Genomic DNA, 21,933 nt, shown 5'->3' with positions numbered 1-21,933 from the left:
TCGCAACTAGCAAAGCAGATTAACTGTCTTTACGTGGCGCTCTTGGGCGACGCTCTGAACGTTCGCCCGAAGGACGTCTGCGCTCGCCACCATTTGATGGACGACGATCACCGCCACCAGAAGGGCGCTTACGAGTTGAAGGTGCTGCTGCACGTTTATTCAATTCGTCTGCATTTTCTAGTTTAGCGATATCAGTACGCTGCCCACAAATACGAGTTTTGCTTAATTTACCCAATACACCTGATTCTAGGTTGGTCGGTAAATCAACCGTTGCAAAATCTTCATAAATTTCGATATGGCCAATATAACGGCTTTCAATTTCCGCTTCATTCGCAATTGCACCAACGATGTTACCTGGTTTAACACCAGCACTGTAGCCAACTTGAACAACATAACGAGTCATTGCTGTACTTGGATCGTCTTTCAACGGCATAGCATCAGCAGTTACTGGGCGAACTTTACGTTCACGCGGTGCGCCACGCTCACCACGATCGCCTCGGTCACCACGATCTCGTGGGTTACGGTCGTTACGATCACTGCGCTCTTTACGTTCGTGACGAACTTCCATTTCAGACAACAACAATGGGTTCTTACCTTGAGCCATATGAGCTAAAGCAGCCGCCATTTTAATTGGATCAACTTCATTATCTTTCTGGTAGCTCTGTGCAAGCTCTAGGAAGAAATCAAGGTTTTCGTTGTCCATCACATCAGTGATTTTTTGCTTAAAGCGATTAACGCGATGTTCGTTAATATCTGAAGCAGTTGGAAGTGTCATAGCCTCAATTGGCTGACGAGTTGCACGCTCAATAGCTTGCAACATGCGACGTTCACGTGGAGCAACAAACAAAATTGCTGTACCTGAACGGCCTGCACGACCAGTACGACCAATACGATGAACATAAGACTCTGTATCGTATGGAATATCGTAGTTTACAACGTGACTAACACGCTCAACGTCCAAACCACGTGCAACAACGTCTGTTGCAACAAGGATATCAATTTGACCTTTCTTGATACGATCAACCGTACGTTCACGTAAATTCTGGCTAATATCACCATTCAACGCTTCACAAGCATGGCCACGGGCACATAACTTTTCAGCTAGCTCTACCGTTGCAGCTTTTGTACGAACAAAGATGATCATGCCATCGTGTTCGTTCATTTCAAGAATACGAGTCAAAGCGTCAAGCTTATGCAAACCACTTACTGGCCAGTATTTTTGAGTAATTGTCGTTGCTGTTGATGTTTTCGTAACGATTTTAATTTCTTTTGGATTTGTTAAATGGCGGTTAGCCACCTGACGAATCACATTAGGCATAGTCGCAGAAAACAAAGCGATTTGACGTGTTGGTGGTGTTTGCTCCAGAACCCACTCGACATCGTCGATGAATCCCATGCGCAACATTTCATCCGCTTCATCAAGAACTAGGGCTTTAAGGCCATCTAGCTTTAATGTTTTACGACGAATGTGGTCCATAACGCGACCAGGTGTACCAACAACAACTTGAACGCCACGCTTAAGCTGACGAAGTTGAGTGTCGTATGACATGCCGCCGTAAATTGGCAGAACATGAAAATCTGGAAGGTGGCGAGCATACGTTTGAAATGCTTCAGCGACCTGAATAGCAAGTTCACGAGTTGGAGCTAGCACAAGTAGTTGTGTCGTTTTATCTGCGATATCAATTCGAGATAACAAAGGAAGCGCGAACGCTCCTGTCTTACCAGTACCCGTTTGCGCTTGCCCTAGAAGGTCACGACCTTCTAATAAATATGGAATACTTTGCGCTTGGATAGCAGATGGTTGTTCATAACCTAAGTCGGCAACTGCCTTAAGAACAGGGGCAATTAAGCCCAACGAAGCAAATGTAGGCTGAGTTTCAGCATCAGACATGTAAATTAGTACCTTTTTTTAAATGAGTATAAGGCCTGTAATCATTTACATGCCTTAATAAAATTCCCTAGAATCCGTCGGACGAAAATCCGATGGCGAAGTATATGCGAATAAAGACAAAAAAGCCAGCAAGATCGAGAATAAGATCGTGCTGGCTTGTGCATTCTCAATTAGATTAACGCTTAGAAACGTCCGTTTCAGAATCAATCATAATCGCCAACCACTGAGTTTTTGGATTTGCCTCAAGCGCTAGCTTTACAATAATAGTAAGAGGAATAGAAAGCAGCATACCAACAGGGCCAAATACCCAGCCCCATAACAATAAAGAAAGGAAAACGACCAGAGTAGATAACCCTAACCCCCGCCCCATGTAACGGGGTTCAATCACGTTACCCACGACTAAATTCACAAAAACAAAACCTGCGGCAGTCAATCCGGCCGACAAACTACCAAGTTGAACAAAAGCTAACAATACAGCCGGAACCGCAGCAATAATTGATCCAATGTTTGGTACGAAATTCAACAAGAAGGCACTTACGCCCCATAAGATAGGGAAATCAACACCCAATATCCACAACCAAACCGTGATTAATACACCTGTTAATATACTTACCAGTGTTTTAATGACTAAGTAGCGGTTAACGGATTTGATAAAGGAGTTAAAGTGGCCCATTGACTGGGACGCATCGGTGAGTGCTAAAGACAGTTTTTTAGGTAATTCGACGGCTTCAAATAAAATAAAGATGACAATCATCACCACTAAAATAAGATTGGTCAATGCACTCCCTATTCCTCTCAACGCATTCGCTACCATCTGCATTAGAGCTGACGGGTCCACATAACCTTTCACTTGGTCATAAGAAATTTGTAAACCAAATCCATTAAGTGTCGCAATCAGGTTAGACATTTCTTCGGCAAATCGTAGTTTATAATTTGGAAGCTGACTAGAGAAGCTGTCCAAAGAAGCGCCAACCAACACAGCGAGAGAGCCAACCCCAATCAATATCAACAAGACGACTAAAATAATAGACAACCAAGTCGGTACTTTACGTCGGCGTAAAGTAGACATAGCAGGTGCACAAATAATGGCAATAAATATGGACAACATTAAAGGCACCACAATTTGAGATGCGGCTTTTAACCCTGCAATAATAATTATAAAAGCAGCAAAACCAACCAGCCAATGGACGCCTTTATGCTGTTCACTCATATCAATTCCTTATAATGCTATCGGGTAAATGCTTTGAGCATAATCTGCTAAATCTTGTAGCATAACTTGCTTAGCAGGTGGAAAATCAGGCGTTTGAGCGAGTTGATTTAATCGTTCAAAATATTGATCCATATTAATAGAACCTCCTCCGTCTTTTTCAATTAGTCGTACTTGACGATATTCTTCCCATTCCATTCTCTGCTGTTCGTTTAACTGGTCAGGATAATTTCGACCAATATAACGCATCAACATTTCAGGTAAACGACGATCATCAAATGACATTGCCAATTCAGATAATGCATTTTCAGGCGTAGTTCGAATTGTCTCCATTCTGGATTTGTCCTCACGTGAGAAGAAACCACCCGCGTATAGCATTAAATCAGGGTCTTTTAATATTGGGCGATCTTCTTGTATAAAAACATCACTCAGTTTCGCAGCCAAACCAGTATAACTTTTTATAATGGCAAGATTATGACGACAAACGTCGCCATCTAACTCAAGGCGTTTAGCGACTTCTGCGTCTTTAAGAAAAGTGGCAGGAGCAATTGCAGGTGATTTGTTGTAATGAATCACCTTTAATGGCAATCGCTCTACATCACCCAGCTCGTCTTGACGAGTAAAGACCCGATGACGAATTTCTTCTACGCTCAAGTCAATTAATGGCTGAGCATCTGCCATTAGATCGAACACTATCACACCATTTTTATTGGTAGGGTGAGGCACAATAGGTACAACAAAAGCTGCGTAATGTTTTGCTTGGCCAAACATTCCAGAAATATGTAAGAAAGGCTTTAAACGGACAGGATCGATGAATTGTTGAAGTTCATGCTTTTGACGCATTTTAAGATAATAATTAAATAACTTAGGCTGCTTTTCATGAATCAATTTAGCAATTTCAATGGTGCCGTATACATCAGAAAGCGCATCATGGGCTTGCTCATGGGCAATATCATTCGCTTTTGTTAAGGCCTCAAGTTTCATTGAGACTTGACCGTCTTCGTTTTTAGGCCAAACAATACCTTCTGGGCGCATAGCATAAGTCATACGAACTAGATCAATAATGTCCCAGCGTGAACAGTTGTTCTGCCACTCTCGGGCATAAGGGTCAATAAAGTTACGATAAAAACCATGACGTACCACTTCATCATCAAAACGAATAGAGTTGTAACCTAGAGCACAAGTACCCGGTAAAGAGAGTTCAGCTTCTACCGTTTGCATAAATTCCGCTTCGCACAAACCTTCGCGATTCGCATCTTGCGGGCTAATACCCGTTAGCAAACATGCGTCTGGTTGGGGAAGAACGTCTTCAGCCAACCGACAATAGAACATAACAGGTTCGCCAATAGGATTAAAATTAAGATCTGTTCTAATTCCTGCAAATTGCATAGGACGATCTTTTGCTGGATCTACTCCAGTTGTTTCAAAATCAAACCAAAAAAACGAAGTTGGGCCCGATGAGGTCACAAATAATTCCTGTTAGCCGTTGAATAAAAAGGTATTATACGCACCTTGAAGTCGATTTGTTAAAGTGTATTTGGTGATGAGAGGAGTTGATCCATGCCAACCCCAGTAAACTGCCCATGTGGAACGGGAAGCCCTTATGAGATGTGTTGTGGTATGTATCACAACAATCCAGGTACTGCACCAACAGCAGAAATATTAATGCGTTCTCGTTATACCGCTTTTGCGATTGGTGATTTTAACTACATTGCCATTACGCAAAAACTAAAAGAAGACCCTAAACAAGCTGCGGCTGATATAGAAGCCAGCAATGCGCACACACAATGGATCAAACTAGAAATAAATGAAACCGAAGAAGGTCTAGAAAAAGACAAAAAAGGCATGGTTTCTTTTTCCGCACATTTCAAAGAAGGGAAACACATAGGACGTTTAAGTGAGCGCTCTGTTTTCAAGAAAGTAAAAAAAGAATGGTTCTATATTTCAGGCGAACACGAAGTAGAAAAAAACACACCACTTGTTAATTCCGATGCAATGAAAATTGGTCGAAATGATCCATGCTTGTGCGGATCAGGTAAAAAATACAAAAAATGCTGTGCGGTTAAATAGCCGCACTCCATTTTGCTTTGATATCTCGTACTTCATCTTCAATCGATAAGAAGCTGTCTACTAAGTCAGGATCAAAATGTTTATTGGCATCCTGCTTTATATGCCCAAACGCCTCTTTTATCGTCCAGCTTTTCTTGTAAGCTCGCTCCATTGTAAGAGCATCAAAAACATCAGCAAGCGCTACAATTCGAGCTGATTCTGGAATTTCTTTACCAGACAAGCCTGACGGGTAACCAGAACCATCCCATTTCTCATGATGCGCAAGTGCGATTTCAGCTGCCAATTGAAATAAAGGAGAACCACCCTTTTCAAGTATTTGATGCCCTATGGCTGGATGCTGGCGCATTACTTCCCATTCGGCATCTGTTAACTTATTAGGAGATTTTAAAATAGAATGCGGAATCCCAACTTTGCCAGTGTCGTGCATTGGCGCAGCAAGCTTAAGTAACTTCACTTGCTTATCATCCCAGCCAATTGCTCTTGCTAAAGCAGCACTGTAATCCGCCATTCGCCACATATGAACACCTGTATCTGAGTCATTAAATTGACCCACTTCCCCAAGCATACCAATAGTAGATTGCAGCGCTTCATCTAGCTCTTTTGTTCTACGTTCGATAATCAGTTTATTTCGTTGGTTATTTTCAGCCAATTTCAAATGCGTTGACACTCTAGCGAGAGTTGTTAATGGCGTAATTGGCTTAGTTATAAAATCAACACAACCAACATTAAACCCTTCTTGCTCATGCTTTGCTTCTGTAACAGCCGTTAAGAAAACCACGGGGATGTCTTCAGTTATAGGGTTTGCCTTTAACCTCTTACATACTTCAAAGCCATTCATATCAGGCATCATGATATCTAACAAAATAATATCAGGTAAACGCCGATCAATAATATCCAAAGCAACTCGACCAGACTTTGCAATTTGAACTTGATAATGCTCTGAAAGAATATCTTTAAGCAGATCGATATTTTCAGGCATATCATCAACAATAAGTACACTTTTACGCTGATAAACCAATTTTTCAACCTCTACTACTGAATCAATCAACTAGCAATCCTCTCTCAACATTATGGCAATGAACCCGTTTAAAGCGTTTAATTTTCATCAGTGCATCTTGATAATCATAGTTCTCAATATCGTCAATTGCCAATTTCATCGAATCAATACCACTGTAGTCTGAAAAGGTATTCATTAGTTTTTTAACCAAGACTCCAGCACTAACATCGCCATCCATAAGTAACCCTTGAAGCGAGTCTAACTCAGAAACCAATTCAGAATTTCTGCTCTCTATAATCTTGAGCGCATTGTCACTTGGAATGTCACTAACCTTATTGAAACTTTCATTTTCAAACCAAAATTCCATTTTTTTAATAAATGCATAAGGGTCTAATGGTTTATATAAAACATCATCAAAAAAACTATTTTTAAAATCATCTTTATTAATATTAATTACGTCTGCCGTTAATACGATGATTGGAGGCTTCCTTTCCTTTAACATGTAATATATTTTTTCGCTTGCTTGATATCCATCCATTACTGGCATTCTGATATCCATAATTATTAAATTATAATTATTTGAAGTGGATTTTTTATATGCTTCTTCACCATTCTCAACCCAATCAACAGAGACTTTCATCTTATTTAAAATTGCCATCACTATATTGGCGTTAATTTTATTATCTTCTGCCAGTAAAACTGTTTTGCCTCTATATGGAAAAGACTTATTTGATTTACTAAAAGACAATCTGTTTTTTCGTACATCTATGGCTTTTATTTTTGTCTCTTCAAAGCTTCGGTATAGGTTTCTTGGAGTGACTAAACCTGGCTGTGAAGATTCTCCCTCTGAATGAACTTGCCCATCAAAGAAGAAAAAAGTTTCATTTAAAAGCTTACCTTTAGGTTGAAATAGGCGAGCATTTGAATTAAAAAAACTCAAGCTTGTTAAGAATATTTTTTTACATGTAGAAATATTTTCCGAATCCAAAGTAAAAAAACGATCCATATTTAAGCCGTCTAAAAGACTAGAAGTAACTGCATCTTCTTTAATTAGAGCGATAGTCTCAGCGGCGGGCGATATTTTTTGTGGGTCAGGTAAATAAGGAAGAGTAACGGTGAATTGGCTTCCTTTGTTTTCTTCACTTTTGTAAGAAATAACACCACCAAGAAGGTGCACCAGTTTTTGGGTAATACTTAACCCAAGACCTGTTCCTCCGTAAATTCTTGTCGTACTACTATCTGCTTGCTTAAAGACATCGAAAACATCAATGCCCTCTCGAATACCTATGCCTGTATCGCTCACTTCAATAATCAGTTCACTATCATGACTTTTATAGACTCGAACAGTAATAGAGCCTACTTGAGTGAACTTGATGGCATTACTAACTAAATTAATAAGAACTTGCTGTAAACGCGTTTCATCACCAATTAAAAAATTGTCCATGGAAAAATCACGGTAAACAAGAAAATTTAACCCTTTGTTTTTAGCTTCGGCTTCATTGACCTGATAGACGTATTCTAGAACTCGATCTATCTCAAAAGAACTATTTTCAAGGTCGACTTTACCCGATTCAATTTTTGAAAAATCTAGGATTCTATTAATAATAACCAACAGACCATCTGCTGCTTTTTGAATGCTGTGTATTTTATCTCGATATTTCTCAGGAACATCGCCGCTCATTAACAAGTAGCTAAAACCTATAATAGCGTTCATAGGTGTTCTTATTTCATGACTCATAGTGGCAATAAAATCGGACTTAACTCTCAAGGCTTGTTCAGAGAAGACAACAGCTTCTTCTAATTCAATCGTTAGTTGTCGAGATTTTTCATAAGATCTTTCAACAACTTTTAGCTGCCTGAACAATATATATACAATAAACATCACAGTGACAGTAAGAAGCCCAATTAGGCCACCTAAATAAGTAAGTAACTTTTGATAGTCGTGTCTATTTTTTTCTTTTTCTAAAGCCCGCGTGCCTAGAGCATCTAAGATAAAGCTTTCTGTTTTATTAACTAACGATTTACTTTCTTTTAACAGTGAATTCACATCAACGATATTAGTGGAGAATAAGATAGAGTCCATCTCATCCACTTCCTCTCGGATGTGGTTCAAAATATCAACAGCATTAGATGACCGACTAAATAAAACCTTTAATTTACCATTTTCTAAAACATTGACTCTGCTATATAAAATCTCAAAACGGATTCTGGTTTCTTCAAGGTTAACTTCGTTATAGTTTTCTTCTAGAGATTGAAGAGAGGTTCTTAGCTTTATTAACTCTTTATCCAACTGATAAGATGCCCATAAAGCATCTTCCTCTGCTGCAGACATGACTTTTTTCTGATATTGAACAAGTTCAGAGAAAACCAATATAGAGGCGAACATAAACACAATAGCGAGCGTGACCAATAGCAATATTGGTGCAGACTTTTTGTCATTTAAGTTCTTTGAGGCCGAAATAAGAGGGTTACGCATCAGTCTCTACTCAACACTGATTGCTTTTATTTGCCACACTGAACGATTGTAGATAACTTCATTGCTTAAGTTAGGATCTGTGTCGAAAGGATAAAGGACGAAAATCGGGCCCTTATCTCTAATGCGCATTGCTTCTCCATTCATATCAATGGCTAAGATAACGTCGTAATCAAAACTGTCCTTTACTGGAACTAAGGCACCGTAATCATTAAGCGCCGTAATAGATAGAGTATCTGTATTTGCTCCAACAGCATTAATCAAAGATCTCAACAAAGGACCTTCATACAAATCAACACCCTCACTCCAAGGCGTTCCTGTTTTGAGGCTGGTCATCCCTAAATTAACCAACATTTGACGATCGAACACGGCAGCGCCACCAGCCGTGTTTGTATTAGAGATTGCACCTGTAACAGTTAAAATCACTCGCCCTGTCGGATTAGGCAATTCTTTTGCTTGAAGATTTGAAAAAGAAGCCATTCCTAAAAAAATCAAACCTAGCATTAAAATTCGTTTCATTTTACACACCTTTAAATACTTTAATATTTAGGTAGTATAAGGAAAAAAGAATGTTGTTTCGTCAAGCACTTACGAAACAACACTCTTTAACAACTAAGAAAAACAAAGACAAAACACTGGATACAAAAAAGACTTCAGAAAATCGTTTATCACTCCATGTTTTTCAACAAGTACCTTGATAACTGACATAACACTTTATCAAATGTATACTATCTAGTATTCAAGACCGACCTCTATCACAGAGCGACGCGACCACCTACAGACGGATATTTTAAAAACAAATTTTAATACTTTTTAACGCATTCGCAGCGTATAGCTCATAACCAATAAACATAAAATTACTGTGACGGACTTAATCATGAATTCAATTACATTAGGACCACTTTCAAAAGCTGAAGGGGAGATCCAAATTCCAGGCTCTAAAAGCCTTTCAAATCGCATTTTATTATTAGCAACATTAGCGAAAGGCACTACAAGAATAACCAACCTATTAGACAGTGACGATATCCGTTACATGTTAGAAAGCCTTAAAAAACTTGGTGTCAGCTATACACTAGAAGACGAAGGCACTACCTGTATTTTAAAAGGTTTAAATGGCCCTATTGAGGCCGATTTTGGCGACCTATTTCTTGGTAATGCTGGTACAGCAATGCGACCTTTAGCTGCAGCACTTTGCCTTGGCAAAGGTGAGTTCCATTTACATGGCGAACCTCGTATGCACGAACGTCCAATTGGCGACCTCGTTGACGCACTAAAAGATCTTGGTGCAGACATCAACTATGAAGGCGAAACTAACTATCCACCACTGCACATTAAAGCAAATGGCTTATCTGGCGGTGAGGTTTCTATTAAAGGCAACATTTCCAGCCAATTCCTTACCGCTATCCTTATGAGCGCACCACTAGCACAAGGCGATTTAACTATTAAAGTAGATGGTGAGTTGGTATCTAAACCATACATCGACATCACGCTTCACGTAATGAAACAATTTGGTGTGGAAGTGGAGAACCAAAACTACCAAGCATTTTTAGTTAAAGGTCAGCAAACTTATCAGAGTCCAGGCGAGATTATGGTAGAAGGCGACGCATCCTCTGCATCTTACTTTCTTGCCGCAGCAGCCATTGCGGGCGGAAAAATAAAGGTTCATGGCGTGGGTTCAGACAGTGTTCAAGGAGATGTAAAGTTTGCTGATGTTCTTGCCAAAATGGGCGCAAGAATCACCTATGGCCCAACATGGATTGAAGCGGAGCATAACGAATTAAACGGTGTTGATTTAGATATGAATCACATCCCTGATGCTGCGATGACCATTGCGACAACAGCTCTATTTGCAAAAGGCACCACCACAATTCGTAATATATATAACTGGCGCGTAAAAGAAACAGACCGTTTATTCGCAATGGCAACAGAGCTTAAAAAACTTGGCGCAGAGGTTATTGAAGGTGAAGACTTTATTACAGTGACGCCTGTAGCTAAGTTACAACATGCCGCTATCGATACCTATAATGACCATCGTATCGCTATGTGCTTTTCCTTAGTCGCATTTTCCGATACGCCAGTCACAATCAATGATCCAGGCTGCACATCAAAAACCTTCCCAACGTATTTTGAGCTATTCAATACTATCGCTAGCTAATAGCGTGTATCACAATAAAAGAGACTGTCTTTTGTTGTATAAAAAACCAGAGGCCTTAACAAAGGAACTCTGGTTTTTTTTGACTTAATTTTTATGGCTAATTAATCGAAAAACCAAAGAACCCAATCTCCATTTCATAAGGCACTTCTAATGAAGACTCTTTCAGCTTGCTAATTAGAGTCATATAAGTAGTCATTTTGTGTGCATTCAAATTTTTTTCACTTGGTATCGATGTTGTAAATTTAGTCGCTCGCAAAGCACTTTTTACGCCGCTCGTTTCTGCGTACTCACCATTGCCCATAAGAATAACTTCTACCCCCATATGCCAATAGATATCTAGCTCTTTTATTTGCAAGGGACTCAGTGGCGGCACCAAAGGCACAATATCATTTGGCGTTACTACTCTGATTAAAGGTAACTCAGTAAATTTAGCCGCACCTGCTACGTTTGTTACTTTCGGCTGTCCAAACGTAATAACCTGCGTCACATCAAAACCATCTTGCTGTAAATACATTGCTAGAACGACAGCAATAGCACCACCTAAACTGTGTCCAGTAAGGTGAATAGGTTTGTCCGCCACAAGATATGGCTTAATATCACGATAAACAGCTTTCGCGCTTGATGAAAAGCCATTATGTAGTTTGATATTTAATTGCGTATCTAGTTGCAAGGCAACATCTAAATCGAGCATGGCGTTTGTTAAATTAGCAGTACCTCGGACACCGACAGTCTGTGCATCATTCGATTTACTTAGAAAATAACGCACTTGAATGTCTTGAAGTACCGCTTGATGAACATATACCTGACCTTGCTCTAGTAGCGAAGCTTCTATTTCGTCTGCTGCTAAATACGTATCATTCGAAAAAACGGCTTGAGTTTGAATTGCTAAAAAATTTTGGACTGCAAAAGTCCACTGAGACAAAATCAGTAAAAGAGCAGACAGAATAGCGGGACGTATTTTTAACATAAATTAAATTAGCAATCACAGATTAGAAAAGTGTGAGGATACTAAAAAACGACCTATACGGACACAACTATCACCCATCTCAGGTTGTTATTACAATGGATGAATAACTGCATCTTACAAACCCGACAAGGATGGATCCCAATCCTTCCAAACAACTTCCTTGCCTTGTGAACGAATCATTTCCGCAATTTCTTGCACAGACCTTTCATCACTTATTTCAAATTGTTCTAGTGCAACTTCCGCATCATCTGCATAACCGCCAGGCTGTGTTTTAGACTCTGCACTCATGGTAGTAAAACCCATGCGAATGGCATGGTGGCGAAATTCTGCAGATTCGCGCGTTGAAAGACTCATTTCTAGATCTCTATCAAACAGTCGCCACGCTGCAATAAGCTGAATCAGTTGACGATCTGAAATCACAGATTTTGGCTGAATTCCTCCTTCACAAGGACGAATTCTTGGGAATGCTACGCTAAAACGGCTACGCCAATAATGCTTTTGTAGATGTCGCAGATGATGCGCCATCATAATGGAGTCAGTACGCCAATCTTCTAGACCAAGTAACACACCTAGACCTATTTTATGAAGTCCAGCCTGACCAATTCGATCGGGTGCATCTAAGCGATGATTAAAATTCGATTTATTGCCACGTAAATGATGTTCAAGATACGTTTGTCGTCGGTAAGTCTCTTGGTACACCAAGACGGCGTCTAATCCAATATTCTTAAGTCGTTGATATTCATCAGCTTCCAATGGCTGAACTTCCATAGATAGCTGACTAAAAGATGGCTTAATTAGAGGAAGCATACGCTCAAAATACGGCATAGAGACTCTTTTCGTTTCGCCTGTAACCAATAAAATATGATCGAAGCCTTTGCCCTTTATCGCTGCGACTTCTTTTTTGATTTGAGCTTCATCTAATGTAAGACGCTTGATGGCATTACTCATAGAGAAACCACAATAAGTACACTCATTGGCGCAAGTATTAGACAAATACAAAGGGGCAAATAAACTGAGAGTATTGCCAAAGCGCTGTTTAGTTAGCGCTTCACTCTTGGCAACCATATCAAGTAAATAAGGTTCGGCAGCAGGAGAAATTAACGCGGTAAAATCATCAACAGTTAATTTATCTTTGGCTAGCGCTTTTAGTACATCTTGTTGTGTTTTTTCTTGATGTGAACGGGTGACTTCATGCCAATCTGAATGCTCAACAACCCGGCTAAATTGACTCTCTACTGAAGGACTCTGCTCTAGCGGATGATTTTTTGTCCTATCCGTTTTAATCAGTTGGCCATCTATTTTTTGGCTCATCAGTTTTTTACCTTGTTGGTCACTGAAGAACATATTATCGGTCACGATAACGCACCTATAAAATCAGTCAGTGGACTGGATGCTTGAGCCTGAACACGTTTTTCACCCAAACCAGATTCGTAGGCTATCCGCCCTGCCTCTACCGCTAATCGAAATGCTTTTGCCATATTTTCAGGATATTGAGCTACTGCCATTGCGGTATTCACCAATACGGCATCGGCTCCAATTTCCAATGCCAAAGCCGCATCCGATGGCGCACCGATACCCGCATCAATAATGACAGGAACATTGCTTTGTTCAATAATAATCTCAAGGAAGGGACGACTCGCTAATCCCATATTTGACCCAATAGGCGAACCTAACGGCATAACACACTGGCAACCCACTTCTTCGAGCCGCTTACACAAAACAGGATCCGCATGTACGTATGGCATTACTATAAAACCTTTTTTTATCAACTCTTCTGCTGCTAATAAGGTTTCCATTCCATCTGGCATCAAATAACGAGGGTCTGGATGAATCTCTAGTTTTACCCAATTTGTGTCTAAGGCTTCTCGTGCTAATTCTGCCGCAAATACAGCCTCTTTAGCCGTTCGTGCACCGGATGTATTAGGCAATAATTTCATGCCATTTTGTTGCAACGGCACTAATATATTGTCTGTTTTATACTGTAAATCCATACGTCGTAAAGACAAGGTTACCAGTTCGCTGTGACTGGCCACTAACGAAGCCATCATAGCGTCAGCACTTGCGTATTTTCCTGTGCCGGTAAAAAGTCGAGAATGAAACTCATGTCCCGCAATAGAAAATGATGACATGTTAACCTCCAGCTATAGATTCAAAAATGAAGACCTGACTACGTTCAATTAGTTGAGTACTTTGCCATTGACTCTTTGGTATTACTTGCTGTTCAATCGCGATCGCAATACCCTGCTCTTCTTTTTTCAAAGCAGACAATAAATCCTTTAACGTATTACCAGAGAACTCATAAGGCACATCGTTTAAAATGATATTCATATACTCACACTCTTTTTAGTCTGTTCAGCTTTAACAAGATTAAACTTCGATAAAAGCAGCGTTGTAACCTCTTCAGGGTTATCCGCTTTAGTAATTGCAGACACCACAGCCACACTGTCCACCCCTGTTTTTGCAACATCGGTAAAGCGTTCAATACTAATACCACCAATAGCGACAGTTGGTACTTTGCCTTTAAGCAAACGAGCATAATGATTGAGTCTATTTAACCCCTGAGGTTGAGAAGGCATGTCTTTAGTTTGTGTCGGGAATATATGTCCAAGAGCAATATAACTGGGTTGTATATTCTGCGCGCGAGCAATTTCATAATACCCATGCGTACTGATACCAAGACGTAACCCTGCCTGTTGAATTTTAGATAAATCGGCAATGTCTAAATCTCCCTGCCCGAGATGAACTCCATAAGCGCCAAATAGAATGGCTTGTTGCCAGTAATCATTAATAAACACTTGGGCATTGTGTTTTTCACCTAGAGCGATAGCTTTTTGAATTTTATTTTCTAGATACGGATCTTCTGGGTTTTTAATGCGAAGTTGAGCTATTTTAACGCCTTGCTTTAGTATCAAATCTAGCCAATCAATGGTGTCTACAACTGGGTAAAGCCCCATTTTATCAAGATCCATTTTTGCAAATGATTGATCTGTTTTTTGTTGTCCGGTTTCTTTCAAAGAGTCTAGCATCTGTATTTTTTTACTATAATCACCATTTATGCATGAGGTAATTAATGGCAGGTTTTCAATCTGTAATGGCCAACCAGGACAACCTACTAACGCTGCACTTTTTGTATACGCTTTTGCCATCGTTGTGGCATCTAATACATCGTAGCCATGAGCGAGAAAACACGTAAAAGAGGAATATAGGCCATCGGAAGTTTCACTCTGAATTCCTGTCTTTTTACGCTGATCTGAAAATAAATAAGTAGAATGAAAACCAACAATTGAGTCTTGATCTAACAACCAATTTGTCCATGTATCAACACTAAAATCACCGTCTTGAATTAACCAATGACAGCTTAGTGAAGAATGTTTCATTTTAAGGAGTAAATGGAGTTCTGTTATTTTTGAGTCTACAGAGGCCCCCACTAGGGCGTTAATATCTATCATATTCGATGTCACAATATCGATATAAGGTAAGATGTTTTCAGAAAATATATTAGCCTCTGTCTCATCTGAAAAGGTAAAAGTAAATACCACTAGTAAATTTGGATAGTGATTTTTCATTTCTTTCAGACTTTCAATATTTACCTTAGATGATGGTAGAACACTAAAATAAACAACATCAGGACAATAATTGCCTAACAATGCATGCCATTGTGTATTAAACATATCAGTAGAGACTGTTTTAGCATGGCTACTTAAATTATGAAAAATCTGATTCTTCGTTTGATTTTTCGAATTACTTGTTAAACCGGGATCACAAACATTCAAAATCAATGGAAGCTTTTTAGACATAACTTCTCTTCCTTAAGTAAGTTTAACTATCGAGTGATGGACACAATTTTTCAATCTACAAAATCGATTAAACCGGTTGATACAATTGATAAGAGGAAAACTAAAGAAGCAATAAGAGTTGATGCTTGAGTTCGACTCAACGCTAGGAAGGAATATAGTGTGGAAAAATCGAATAAAGAAAGTGGTAATTAAATTAGCCCTTTCTTTTAATATTCTATTTTTTTTAAGTTGTTTTTTTTCATTATAAATTATCGACATAAGCAGTTTCCTTTAAACATAGAAAATTGCTTGTCTAAGGTGCTATTTTACTGACAAGCACGCTATATAGCGCTGGAAGTAAAATATGAATTCTGAATAGAAAAAAAAGAGGTTAACCGATACAACAAAGACAGCATCAAATCTCTTGTTTTAAAAAGACAGAAGTTCATTCGATGCAGAAAAGAAAAATTGAGACTTTCTTGTTTCCTACGCGGGTATAAGCCCGATCAGGTTCTGCGGATCCCGCATTTAATTATGCGATCTCAGCCAAATGGCACTCCGACAAGTAGTAAGTGAGTATACTCACCCTAGTCGCCTTGTAAACACAGTTTTAGAATCTGTTGCTACAAAACTACATTTCTACTTATCACCAGTACCTGCTTTATTGCACTAACTTATTATATTGCTATTCAAACGATAAATTTACGCCATCATTATGCATTATTCATTTCTAAGGCAATTTTATAAAGATAATTTTTCTTTTCACCGGTTAACTTTGCTGCCATTGCTGCGGCTTGCTTCACAGGAAGATCTTCAAGAAGAATACCTAAAATACGTTTCGCCTCTAATTCAGCTTCGTCCCCACTTTCTTTCGTGAAGCTAAGCATTACAACAAATTCGCCACGTAACTGATTAGAATCGGCATCAAACATCGCCAAAATTTCGGCAGCAGTACCTGATAAGAAAGTCTCAAATGTCTTAGTTACTTCTCTAGCCAACACTAATTGAGCATCATCACCATAGACCTTTAATACATCTGCAATAGAGTCATACACTCGGTGAGTTGATTCATAAAAAACCACAGTACCAGCTTGGGCCTTCCAAGACTCAAACAAGTCACAACGCGCTTTAGACTTAGCAGGAACAAAGCCTGCAAAGAAAAATTGATCTGTTGGAAGCCCAGACGCACACAAAGCAGAAATCACAGCACAAGCACCTGGAATGGGTACAACTTTGTGCCCTTTACTGCGCAAAGCATGAACAACGTGATAACCAGGATCAGAGATTAACGGGGTGCCAGCATCAGACACTAGAGCAACACTTTTGCCTTCATCTAATAAGCTGGCCACATAGTCCGCTTTGTCTTTTTCATTGTGATCGTGAATTGAAAATAGTTTGGCTTCTATACCGAAGTGATTTAATAAACGACGACTGTGTCGCGTATCTTCAGCGGCGATATAATCGACATCTCGTAAAATCTGCTCCGCTCTTCTACTAAAGTCGTCTAGATTACCTATCGGCGTCGCAACTATGTATAGCGACCCTCTCACATCATCAGAACTATGTGGTACCATATTACCTCTTTTATTTGTCATCTATATAAGCTTATGAGCCTAATTAATTACCGCATCATATCATTAACTCTTTGCGCTTTTCTTCTGAGTGCTTGTAATTCCATGAATTTAAATGTGGAACAACAACAAAACAGCTCTCAAGCTGCTGGTAACGGCACCTCACAAGAAAACACCTTACCCACAAGTATCTACCACCCTCAAAAGTCGTCTAAGATTTCTGCAGAATTGAGCACAGCTTATGAATTGGCGAAATCACTTTACCAGCAAGCTAACTACGAACAAGCTATTGAAAAATTAGACAAAGACGTTTTAGTAACACCATCACCAATACAGTTTGAAGCGTATCTACTTGCGGCTTTAGCTGCATCAAAATTAGAAGACTCAATTAAATCATTCGATTATTTAAAAGAAGCTGAATTACTTTCAGTTGCTCGCCATCCTGATAATCAAAATAAGATAAAAGAAATTAGAGCCTCTATTCTTGAGCATTTTGGCAATTGGCGCGCAGTGGTAAGCACTCGCATGGATTTATCTTATAATTTACCTTTCAATGAAGGCGAAGAAAACCAAGGAAAACTTTGGAGAGCCATTCAAAATCTGACACAAAATGAGATAGATGAGTTTTATCAACAAGAAAACGCATTATTACATGGCTGGTTAACCATTAGTGAAACACTAAGAAATCAAACTCTGTCGATAGACCAACAACTTAAAACATTTGAACAATGGAGATTAGAAAACCCTAATCACCCAGCAGCCCTATGGCCTCCTGAAGATTTCCAGATAATGTCTTCTATTAAAGCAATGGCACCAGAACGCATTGTCCTGATGCTTCCAATGGGAGGTAACTTAGAACGCGCCTCTCAGGCTATTATCGATGGCTTCTTTGCGTCATTTTACAATCAGAAAGAAGGTAGGCCACAAGTATTCATAGTTAACGTAAATGATTACGCAAGTATTGCCGATGCACTTGCAGTCGCTAACGAAAAACAACCAGACGTTATTATTGGGCCTTTACAAAAAAACAATGTCGCTCAAATCAGCCGTCTTAGTTTACCTTACCCTGTCATTGCTCTAAATCAGCTCGATATCAATCGACACTCTAATCAGCTTTATCATTTTTCCTTAAATGCTGAGGATGAAATTCACGAATTAATTACCTTTGCCAAGCAAAACGGCGCAACCAAAGCCGCAATCCTAAGCACTCAAGACACTTGGGCATTAAAGCAAAGCGATGAATTTCGCGATGCAGCAATAAAAGAAAATATCACCATTACATCTAATCAAGCCTATTCAAATACTCCAAAAGGTAGACAAGATGCGATACAAAAATTACTTTTGATTGATGAAAGCCATGCTCGTAAGAAGCTTGTTGAACAGTGGAGCAGAACGAAGGTAGACAGTATTGCTAGATCACGTGAAGACCTAGACTATGTTTATTATGTCGGCAAACTGAATGATGCAAAACAAATACGACCGCTACTCGACTTTTATTTTGCCGATAAAATTCCGATGTTAGCCAGCAGCACCCTAAATGACAGTGCACCAGAAAAATCGACCAACCCAAGCGACATAGAGCGTATTCTTTTCACTGAAGCACCTGCACTAACTCCAAATAATAAGATGCTAGTTGGGCTCGACAAAAATCAAAATTCGAACATTTTACGACGACTACAAGCCTTAGGAGCAGACTCATATTTGCTCGCTAACAAGTATCAACTCTTCATTTTACTCCCTAGTACAAAAGTTTCTGCAAATACAGGCATTATTACTATAGATGATAATGGCATATTTCATAAAAGACCTGAGATTATGACTTACCGAAAAGGAAATTTGGTATATGCGAATATTGAACAGTTTTTTGAAAACGAGGAAAGCACCGAAAAATAGCGGTGAACAGGCAGAGCAGGAAGCGGAAAAATTTTTACTTTCAAAAGGCTTGCGCTTTATTGAAAGAAATTTCTTTTGTCGTATGGGCGAAATTGATTTGATTTTTTCAGATAAAAATACGTATGTTTTTATAGAAGTACGCTTTCGATCTAACGCCAATCACGGAAGCGCGGCAGAAAGTCTTGGTAAGTCCAAGTTGATAAAAGTACGGAAAAGTGCCGAATTATGGCTACAAAAAAACAATAAACTGAATTGCGCAAGTCGTTTTGACGCAATCCTGTTTGATCAAAAAATTGACACTCATCATTTAACTTGGCTTAAAGCAGTATTTTAATCACTATGGATTTTCAAGAAGCTATCTACACACAATTTGCCCAGAGCTTTGAAGCACAGCAACAAGCACTGGAAAGTTTACCTCCTTACATAGAGCACGCCGCCAAGGTGATGTTTGCAAGTATTGCATCTGGAGGGAAAGTCATTTGTATAGGCAACAGCACTGGTTCACACCTATCCCAATATTTTAGTACCTTGATGCTAGACAGAATGGATCGAGAACGTCCAGGCCTTCCAGCCATTAATTTAAGTGGAGATGGCGCAGCTTTACTCGCAATTACTCATAATGACAGCTTACATGATGTTTTTTCAAAACAAATTACAGCACTAGGCAGTCCAGGTGACATACTCTTCGTTATAGCCAATCGCGGTAATACCTCTCCCATAATACAAGCTATACAGGCTGGCCACGAACGCAAAATGAACATTGTTGCACTAACTAGCCCAGAAGCAAAAAATGTATCATCCCTTACCTCTCAAGATGACACAGAAATAAAAATTAACCTTCTTGGCACCGCTAGAGTTCATGAATGTCAATTGACAGTCATTCATACCTTGGTTGATTTACTTGAACGTCAGTTGTTTGGTTATGAAGATTAACAGCCTACAAAACCCTTTATAAAACATAAAAAAAAGAGCCATAGGCTCTTTTTATTTATATGTATTCAGAAATAACAACAAACAAAGTAGAATTTATTTAACTACTTTCAATTGAAAGCCTTTTTTAGGAGCGGGTGTCGTTGGTGCAGGAGGCTCGTCTGAAAACTCTTCATCAGGAAACACAAAACCGTCTCCATTTTCTTTAGCGTATAGCGCAAGTGCTGCACGAATAGGTACATAGACCTGCATAGGCTTACCGCTAAATCGAGCTTCAAAAGACACAGCATCTTTATCCATAATCAAATGACGTACAGCCGACATACTAACGTTTAAAACAATCTGCCCATCTTTAACAAATTCTGTGGGGATTATTACGTCTTTTTGCTCTGCATCCACTAAAAGGTAAGGTGTCATATCATTATCAGCAACCCACTCATAAGCTGCATTCAATAAATAAGATCGCTTTGGTAACATGTTATTCCTTACTTAATGTATCGTAAAAAAAAGGAGCCATAAGCTCCTCTTTTGCCACTAATCTACAACCAAAGAAGTTTTTAAATTAGTCTAAACGCATTTCCTGTTCTGCTTCTGAAAGACTCTCTTGGAAAGACTCACGAGCAAAAACAAGATCCATGTATTTATGTAATGCTCTTGCTTGATCTTTAGGTATTTCTACACCCAAGATCGGCAAACGCCATAAAACTGGAGCCAAACAGCAATCAACAATCGTGAAATCATCACTCATGAAGTAAGGCTTCTCTTCAAAAATAGGAGAAACGCTGATTAGACCTTCACGCAATTCTTTTTGCGCCTGTGCTATTGCGTCTTTATCTTTACTAGAAAGAATCAAGTCTGCCAATTTCGCCCAGTCACGTTGAATACGGTACATAAACAAACGACTTTCTGCGCGTGCTACAGGATACACTGGCAACAATGGTGGATGCGGGAAACGCTCATCCAAATATTCCATCATGACATTTGGCTCATAAAGAACCAAATCACGATCTACCAATGCCGGCAATTCATTGTATGGATTAACATCAGCCAATTCTTCTGGCTTGTTAAACGGGTCTACATCTATGATGTCCACTGTGACGGCTTTTTCAGCCAATACAATACGAACTCTATGGCTGTAATGATCTTCTCCATCAGAGAAGAACGTCATTGAGGAGCGCTTTGCAATAACACCCATGTCTAACCCCTATATTGAAAACATCCACATCCTCTATTAAATAAGAGGACAATTTATAATATGGCAACGTGATTGCAAAATACACTACCATCACGTCAGCAGTAAAATTTTTCATGGAACAATGAAGCATTACCACATACCTTCTTATCAACAAGGCATTAACCTTTCACTGAGCCTTATTTAGGTCACTAAACTAATGACAATATAGCTCAAGTTAAACGCAGTAAATTCATAATGTCTCTTAGAAGCCCATGAATTCCAAGAGTGCTTATTCTAACATCATTTTCAAATGTTTTTTCTTACAAAAACCATTTTGTTTAGATGAATAAAACAACAAACTTTATTTCAAGCAAAAAAAACGCTTGGCGAATACACCAAGCGTTTTAAAAGTAGCTCTAAAACAAATATTAACGTTTAGAGAACTGAGGACGACGACGTGCTTTGCGTAGACCAACTTTCTTACGTTCAACTTCACGAGAATCTCGAGTAACGAAACCTGCAGCACGAAGAGTACGACGTAGCGTCTCATCATATTGCAGTAAAGCACGTGTGATACCGTGACGGATCGCACCAGCTTGACCAGAGATACCACCACCTTTAACAGTGATGTAAACGTCAAATTTCTCAGTAGCGTCAACTAGCTCTAGTGGCTGACGAACAATCATTTGAGCCGTTTCACGACCAAAGTATTGAGAAATAGTACGGTTGTTGATAACAAGATTACCAGAACCGGCTTTAAGGAAAACACGAGCGGTAGACGATTTACGACGACCTGTACCGTAGTATTGAGTAGCTGACATAATGTTCT

21 protein-coding genes and 1 riboswitch are annotated in these 21,933 nt (G+C 39.3%); of the genes, 6 read left to right on the top strand and 15 right to left on the bottom strand.

From position 1 onward, the window contains the following. Positions 1-19 precede the first annotated feature (19 nt). The 3 genes from IF202_RS11815 to sbcB form a co-directional block, all read right to left on the bottom strand. Positions 20-1,891: a DEAD/DEAH box helicase gene (locus tag IF202_RS11815; protein ID WP_191595096.1), complete on the bottom strand. Its 1,872-nt coding sequence runs from the start codon at positions 1,889-1,891 to the stop codon at positions 20-22. A gap of 175 nt (positions 1,892-2,066) precedes the next feature. Beyond that, positions 2,067-3,101 (bottom strand): AI-2E family transporter, encoded by a 1,035-nt coding sequence (locus tag IF202_RS11810; protein WP_191595095.1) that lies wholly within the window; start codon positions 3,099-3,101, stop codon positions 2,067-2,069. Between the two features lie 9 nt (positions 3,102-3,110). Then, on the bottom strand, positions 3,111-4,565 hold the full coding sequence (gene sbcB, locus IF202_RS11805) for an exodeoxyribonuclease I (protein WP_191595094.1): 1,455 nt from the start codon (positions 4,563-4,565) through the stop codon (positions 3,111-3,113). A gap of 93 nt (positions 4,566-4,658) precedes the next feature. On the opposite strand from sbcB, the gene IF202_RS11800 reads away from it, so the two are divergent. Further along, positions 4,659-5,168 (top strand): YchJ family protein, encoded by a 510-nt coding sequence (locus IF202_RS11800; RefSeq protein WP_191595093.1) that lies wholly within the window; start codon positions 4,659-4,661, stop codon positions 5,166-5,168. On the opposite strand, the gene IF202_RS11795 is transcribed toward IF202_RS11800, so the two are convergent. The 3 genes from IF202_RS11795 to IF202_RS11785 form a co-directional block, all read right to left on the bottom strand. Next, positions 5,161-6,216 carry an HD-GYP domain-containing protein gene (locus tag IF202_RS11795; protein ID WP_235963473.1) on the bottom strand — a complete coding sequence of 352 codons (1,056 nt, stop codon included), beginning with the start codon at positions 6,214-6,216 and terminating at the stop codon, positions 5,161-5,163. The genes IF202_RS11800 and IF202_RS11795 overlap by 8 nt on opposite strands. After that, complete coding sequence (locus IF202_RS11790) at positions 6,209-8,497, bottom strand: ATP-binding protein (protein ID WP_191595092.1); 2,289 nt, start codon at positions 8,495-8,497, stop codon at positions 6,209-6,211. Before IF202_RS11790 ends, IF202_RS11795 begins: the two co-directional genes overlap by 8 nt. 150 nt (positions 8,498-8,647) lie before the next feature. Then, positions 8,648-9,157: a molybdopterin-dependent oxidoreductase gene (locus tag IF202_RS11785; RefSeq protein ID WP_191595091.1), complete on the bottom strand. Its 510-nt coding sequence runs from the start codon at positions 9,155-9,157 to the stop codon at positions 8,648-8,650. A 50-nt stretch (positions 9,158-9,207) separates the two neighbouring features. Between IF202_RS11785 and IF202_RS17635 the strand changes: the two genes are divergently transcribed. Beyond that, positions 9,208-9,336, top strand: coding sequence for a hypothetical protein (locus tag IF202_RS17635; RefSeq protein WP_268926182.1), 129 nt, complete (start codon positions 9,208-9,210; stop codon positions 9,334-9,336). Between the two features lie 179 nt (positions 9,337-9,515). After that, a complete protein-coding gene (gene aroA, locus IF202_RS11780; protein ID WP_191595090.1) occupies positions 9,516-10,793 on the top strand; it encodes a 3-phosphoshikimate 1-carboxyvinyltransferase in 1,278 nt (425 codons plus the stop codon). A gap of 97 nt (positions 10,794-10,890) precedes the next feature. Here aroA and IF202_RS11775 read toward each other — a convergent pair whose 3' ends face one another. The 6 genes from IF202_RS11775 to rsmI form a co-directional block, all read right to left on the bottom strand. Next, positions 10,891-11,760, bottom strand: coding sequence for a lipase family protein (locus tag IF202_RS11775; protein WP_191595089.1), 870 nt, complete (start codon positions 11,758-11,760; stop codon positions 10,891-10,893). Between the two features lie 114 nt (positions 11,761-11,874). Next, positions 11,875-13,116 (bottom strand): 2-iminoacetate synthase ThiH, encoded by a 1,242-nt coding sequence (thiH, locus tag IF202_RS11770; protein WP_328797223.1) that lies wholly within the window; start codon positions 13,114-13,116, stop codon positions 11,875-11,877. After that, positions 13,113-13,889, bottom strand: coding sequence for a thiazole synthase (locus tag IF202_RS11765; RefSeq protein ID WP_191595088.1), 777 nt, complete (start codon positions 13,887-13,889; stop codon positions 13,113-13,115). The genes thiH and IF202_RS11765 overlap by 4 nt, the downstream gene beginning before the upstream one ends. A gap of 1 nt (position 13,890) precedes the next feature. After that, positions 13,891-14,088, bottom strand: a complete 198-nt coding sequence (gene thiS / locus IF202_RS11760; RefSeq protein ID WP_191595087.1) for a sulfur carrier protein ThiS — start codon at positions 14,086-14,088, stop codon at positions 13,891-13,893. Further along, entirely contained in the window at positions 14,085-15,557 is a 1,473-nt protein-coding gene (gene thiE / locus IF202_RS11755; protein WP_191595086.1) for a thiamine phosphate synthase, read from the bottom strand. The genes thiS and thiE overlap by 4 nt, the downstream gene beginning before the upstream one ends. 445 nt (positions 15,558-16,002) lie before the next feature. Then, positions 16,003-16,107, bottom strand: a riboswitch (TPP riboswitch). Positions 16,108-16,249: 142 nt separating this feature from the next. Then, entirely contained in the window at positions 16,250-17,110 is an 861-nt protein-coding gene (gene rsmI / locus IF202_RS11750; protein ID WP_206705468.1) for a 16S rRNA (cytidine(1402)-2'-O)-methyltransferase, read from the bottom strand. 102 nt (positions 17,111-17,212) lie between these two features. Between rsmI and IF202_RS11745 the strand changes: the two genes are divergently transcribed. Genes IF202_RS11745 through IF202_RS11735 form a run of 3 tightly spaced genes read left to right on the top strand, consistent with a single transcriptional unit; the run spans position 17,213 to position 19,933 of the window. Then, complete coding sequence (locus tag IF202_RS11745; RefSeq protein WP_235963472.1) at positions 17,213-19,000, top strand: penicillin-binding protein activator; 1,788 nt, start codon at positions 17,213-17,215, stop codon at positions 18,998-19,000. Next, entirely contained in the window at positions 18,951-19,334 is a 384-nt protein-coding gene (locus tag IF202_RS11740; protein WP_191595083.1) for a YraN family protein, read from the top strand. The genes IF202_RS11745 and IF202_RS11740 overlap by 50 nt, the downstream gene beginning before the upstream one ends. A 5-nt stretch (positions 19,335-19,339) precedes the next feature. Continuing rightward, a complete protein-coding gene (locus IF202_RS11735) occupies positions 19,340-19,933 on the top strand; it encodes an SIS domain-containing protein (RefSeq protein ID WP_191595082.1) in 594 nt (197 codons plus the stop codon). A 93-nt stretch (positions 19,934-20,026) separates the two neighbouring features. Here the strand turns inward: IF202_RS11735 and IF202_RS11730 are convergent, their stop codons facing one another. From IF202_RS11730 to rpsI, 3 genes are all read right to left on the bottom strand, one after another. Further along, positions 20,027-20,407: a ClpXP protease specificity-enhancing factor gene (locus IF202_RS11730; RefSeq protein WP_191595081.1), complete on the bottom strand. Its 381-nt coding sequence runs from the start codon at positions 20,405-20,407 to the stop codon at positions 20,027-20,029. Between the two features lie 85 nt (positions 20,408-20,492). Further along, complete coding sequence (locus tag IF202_RS11725) at positions 20,493-21,125, bottom strand: glutathione S-transferase N-terminal domain-containing protein (RefSeq protein ID WP_191595080.1); 633 nt, start codon at positions 21,123-21,125, stop codon at positions 20,493-20,495. Positions 21,126-21,532: 407 nt separating this feature from the next. Beyond that, the gene (gene rpsI / locus IF202_RS11720) at positions 21,533-21,925 is read right to left on the bottom strand and encodes a 30S ribosomal protein S9 (protein ID WP_191595079.1); all 393 of its coding nucleotides are present in this window, start codon (positions 21,923-21,925) and stop codon (positions 21,533-21,535) included. Between the last annotated feature and the right edge of the window lie 8 nt (positions 21,926-21,933).

Source organism: Marinomonas colpomeniae (genome assembly GCF_014803385.1).
Lineage (GTDB): Bacteria > Pseudomonadota > Gammaproteobacteria > Pseudomonadales > Marinomonadaceae > Marinomonas > Marinomonas colpomeniae.
This window is presented reverse-complemented; position numbering and strand designations above follow the sequence as displayed.

Excerpts from the sequence above, each read along its gene's own strand:
- IF202_RS11815 (WP_191595096.1), bottom strand. The coding sequence starts at position 1,891 with ATGTCTGATGCTGAAACTCAGCCTACATTTGCTTCGTTGGGCTTAATT.
- IF202_RS11810 (WP_191595095.1), bottom strand. The coding sequence starts at position 3,101 with ATGAGTGAACAGCATAAAGGCGTCCATTGGCTGGTTGGTTTTGCTGCT.
- IF202_RS11800 (WP_191595093.1), top strand. The coding sequence starts at position 4,659 with ATGCCAACCCCAGTAAACTGCCCATGTGGAACGGGAAGCCCTTATGAG.
- IF202_RS11790 (WP_191595092.1), bottom strand. The coding sequence starts at position 8,497 with ATGTCTGCAGCAGAGGAAGATGCTTTATGGGCATCTTATCAGTTGGAT.
- IF202_RS11785 (WP_191595091.1), bottom strand. The coding sequence starts at position 9,157 with ATGAAACGAATTTTAATGCTAGGTTTGATTTTTTTAGGAATGGCTTCT.
- IF202_RS17635 (WP_268926182.1), top strand. The coding sequence starts at position 9,208 with ATGTTGTTTCGTCAAGCACTTACGAAACAACACTCTTTAACAACTAAG.
- aroA (WP_191595090.1), top strand. The coding sequence starts at position 9,516 with ATGAATTCAATTACATTAGGACCACTTTCAAAAGCTGAAGGGGAGATC.
- IF202_RS11775 (WP_191595089.1), bottom strand. The coding sequence starts at position 11,760 with ATGTTAAAAATACGTCCCGCTATTCTGTCTGCTCTTTTACTGATTTTG.
- IF202_RS11765 (WP_191595088.1), bottom strand. The coding sequence starts at position 13,889 with ATGTCATCATTTTCTATTGCGGGACATGAGTTTCATTCTCGACTTTTT.
- thiS (WP_191595087.1), bottom strand. The coding sequence starts at position 14,088 with ATGAATATCATTTTAAACGATGTGCCTTATGAGTTCTCTGGTAATACG.
- thiE (WP_191595086.1), bottom strand. The coding sequence starts at position 15,557 with ATGTCTAAAAAGCTTCCATTGATTTTGAATGTTTGTGATCCCGGTTTA.
- rsmI (WP_206705468.1), bottom strand. The coding sequence starts at position 17,110 with ATGGTACCACATAGTTCTGATGATGTGAGAGGGTCGCTATACATAGTT.
- IF202_RS11745 (WP_235963472.1), top strand. The coding sequence starts at position 17,213 with ATGAATTTAAATGTGGAACAACAACAAAACAGCTCTCAAGCTGCTGGT.
- IF202_RS11740 (WP_191595083.1), top strand. The coding sequence starts at position 18,951 with ATGCGAATATTGAACAGTTTTTTGAAAACGAGGAAAGCACCGAAAAAT.
- IF202_RS11735 (WP_191595082.1), top strand. The coding sequence starts at position 19,340 with ATGGATTTTCAAGAAGCTATCTACACACAATTTGCCCAGAGCTTTGAA.
- IF202_RS11730 (WP_191595081.1), bottom strand. The coding sequence starts at position 20,407 with ATGTTACCAAAGCGATCTTATTTATTGAATGCAGCTTATGAGTGGGTT.
- IF202_RS11725 (WP_191595080.1), bottom strand. The coding sequence starts at position 21,125 with ATGGGTGTTATTGCAAAGCGCTCCTCAATGACGTTCTTCTCTGATGGA.
- rpsI (WP_191595079.1), bottom strand. The coding sequence starts at position 21,925 with ATGTCAGCTACTCAATACTACGGTACAGGTCGTCGTAAATCGTCTACC.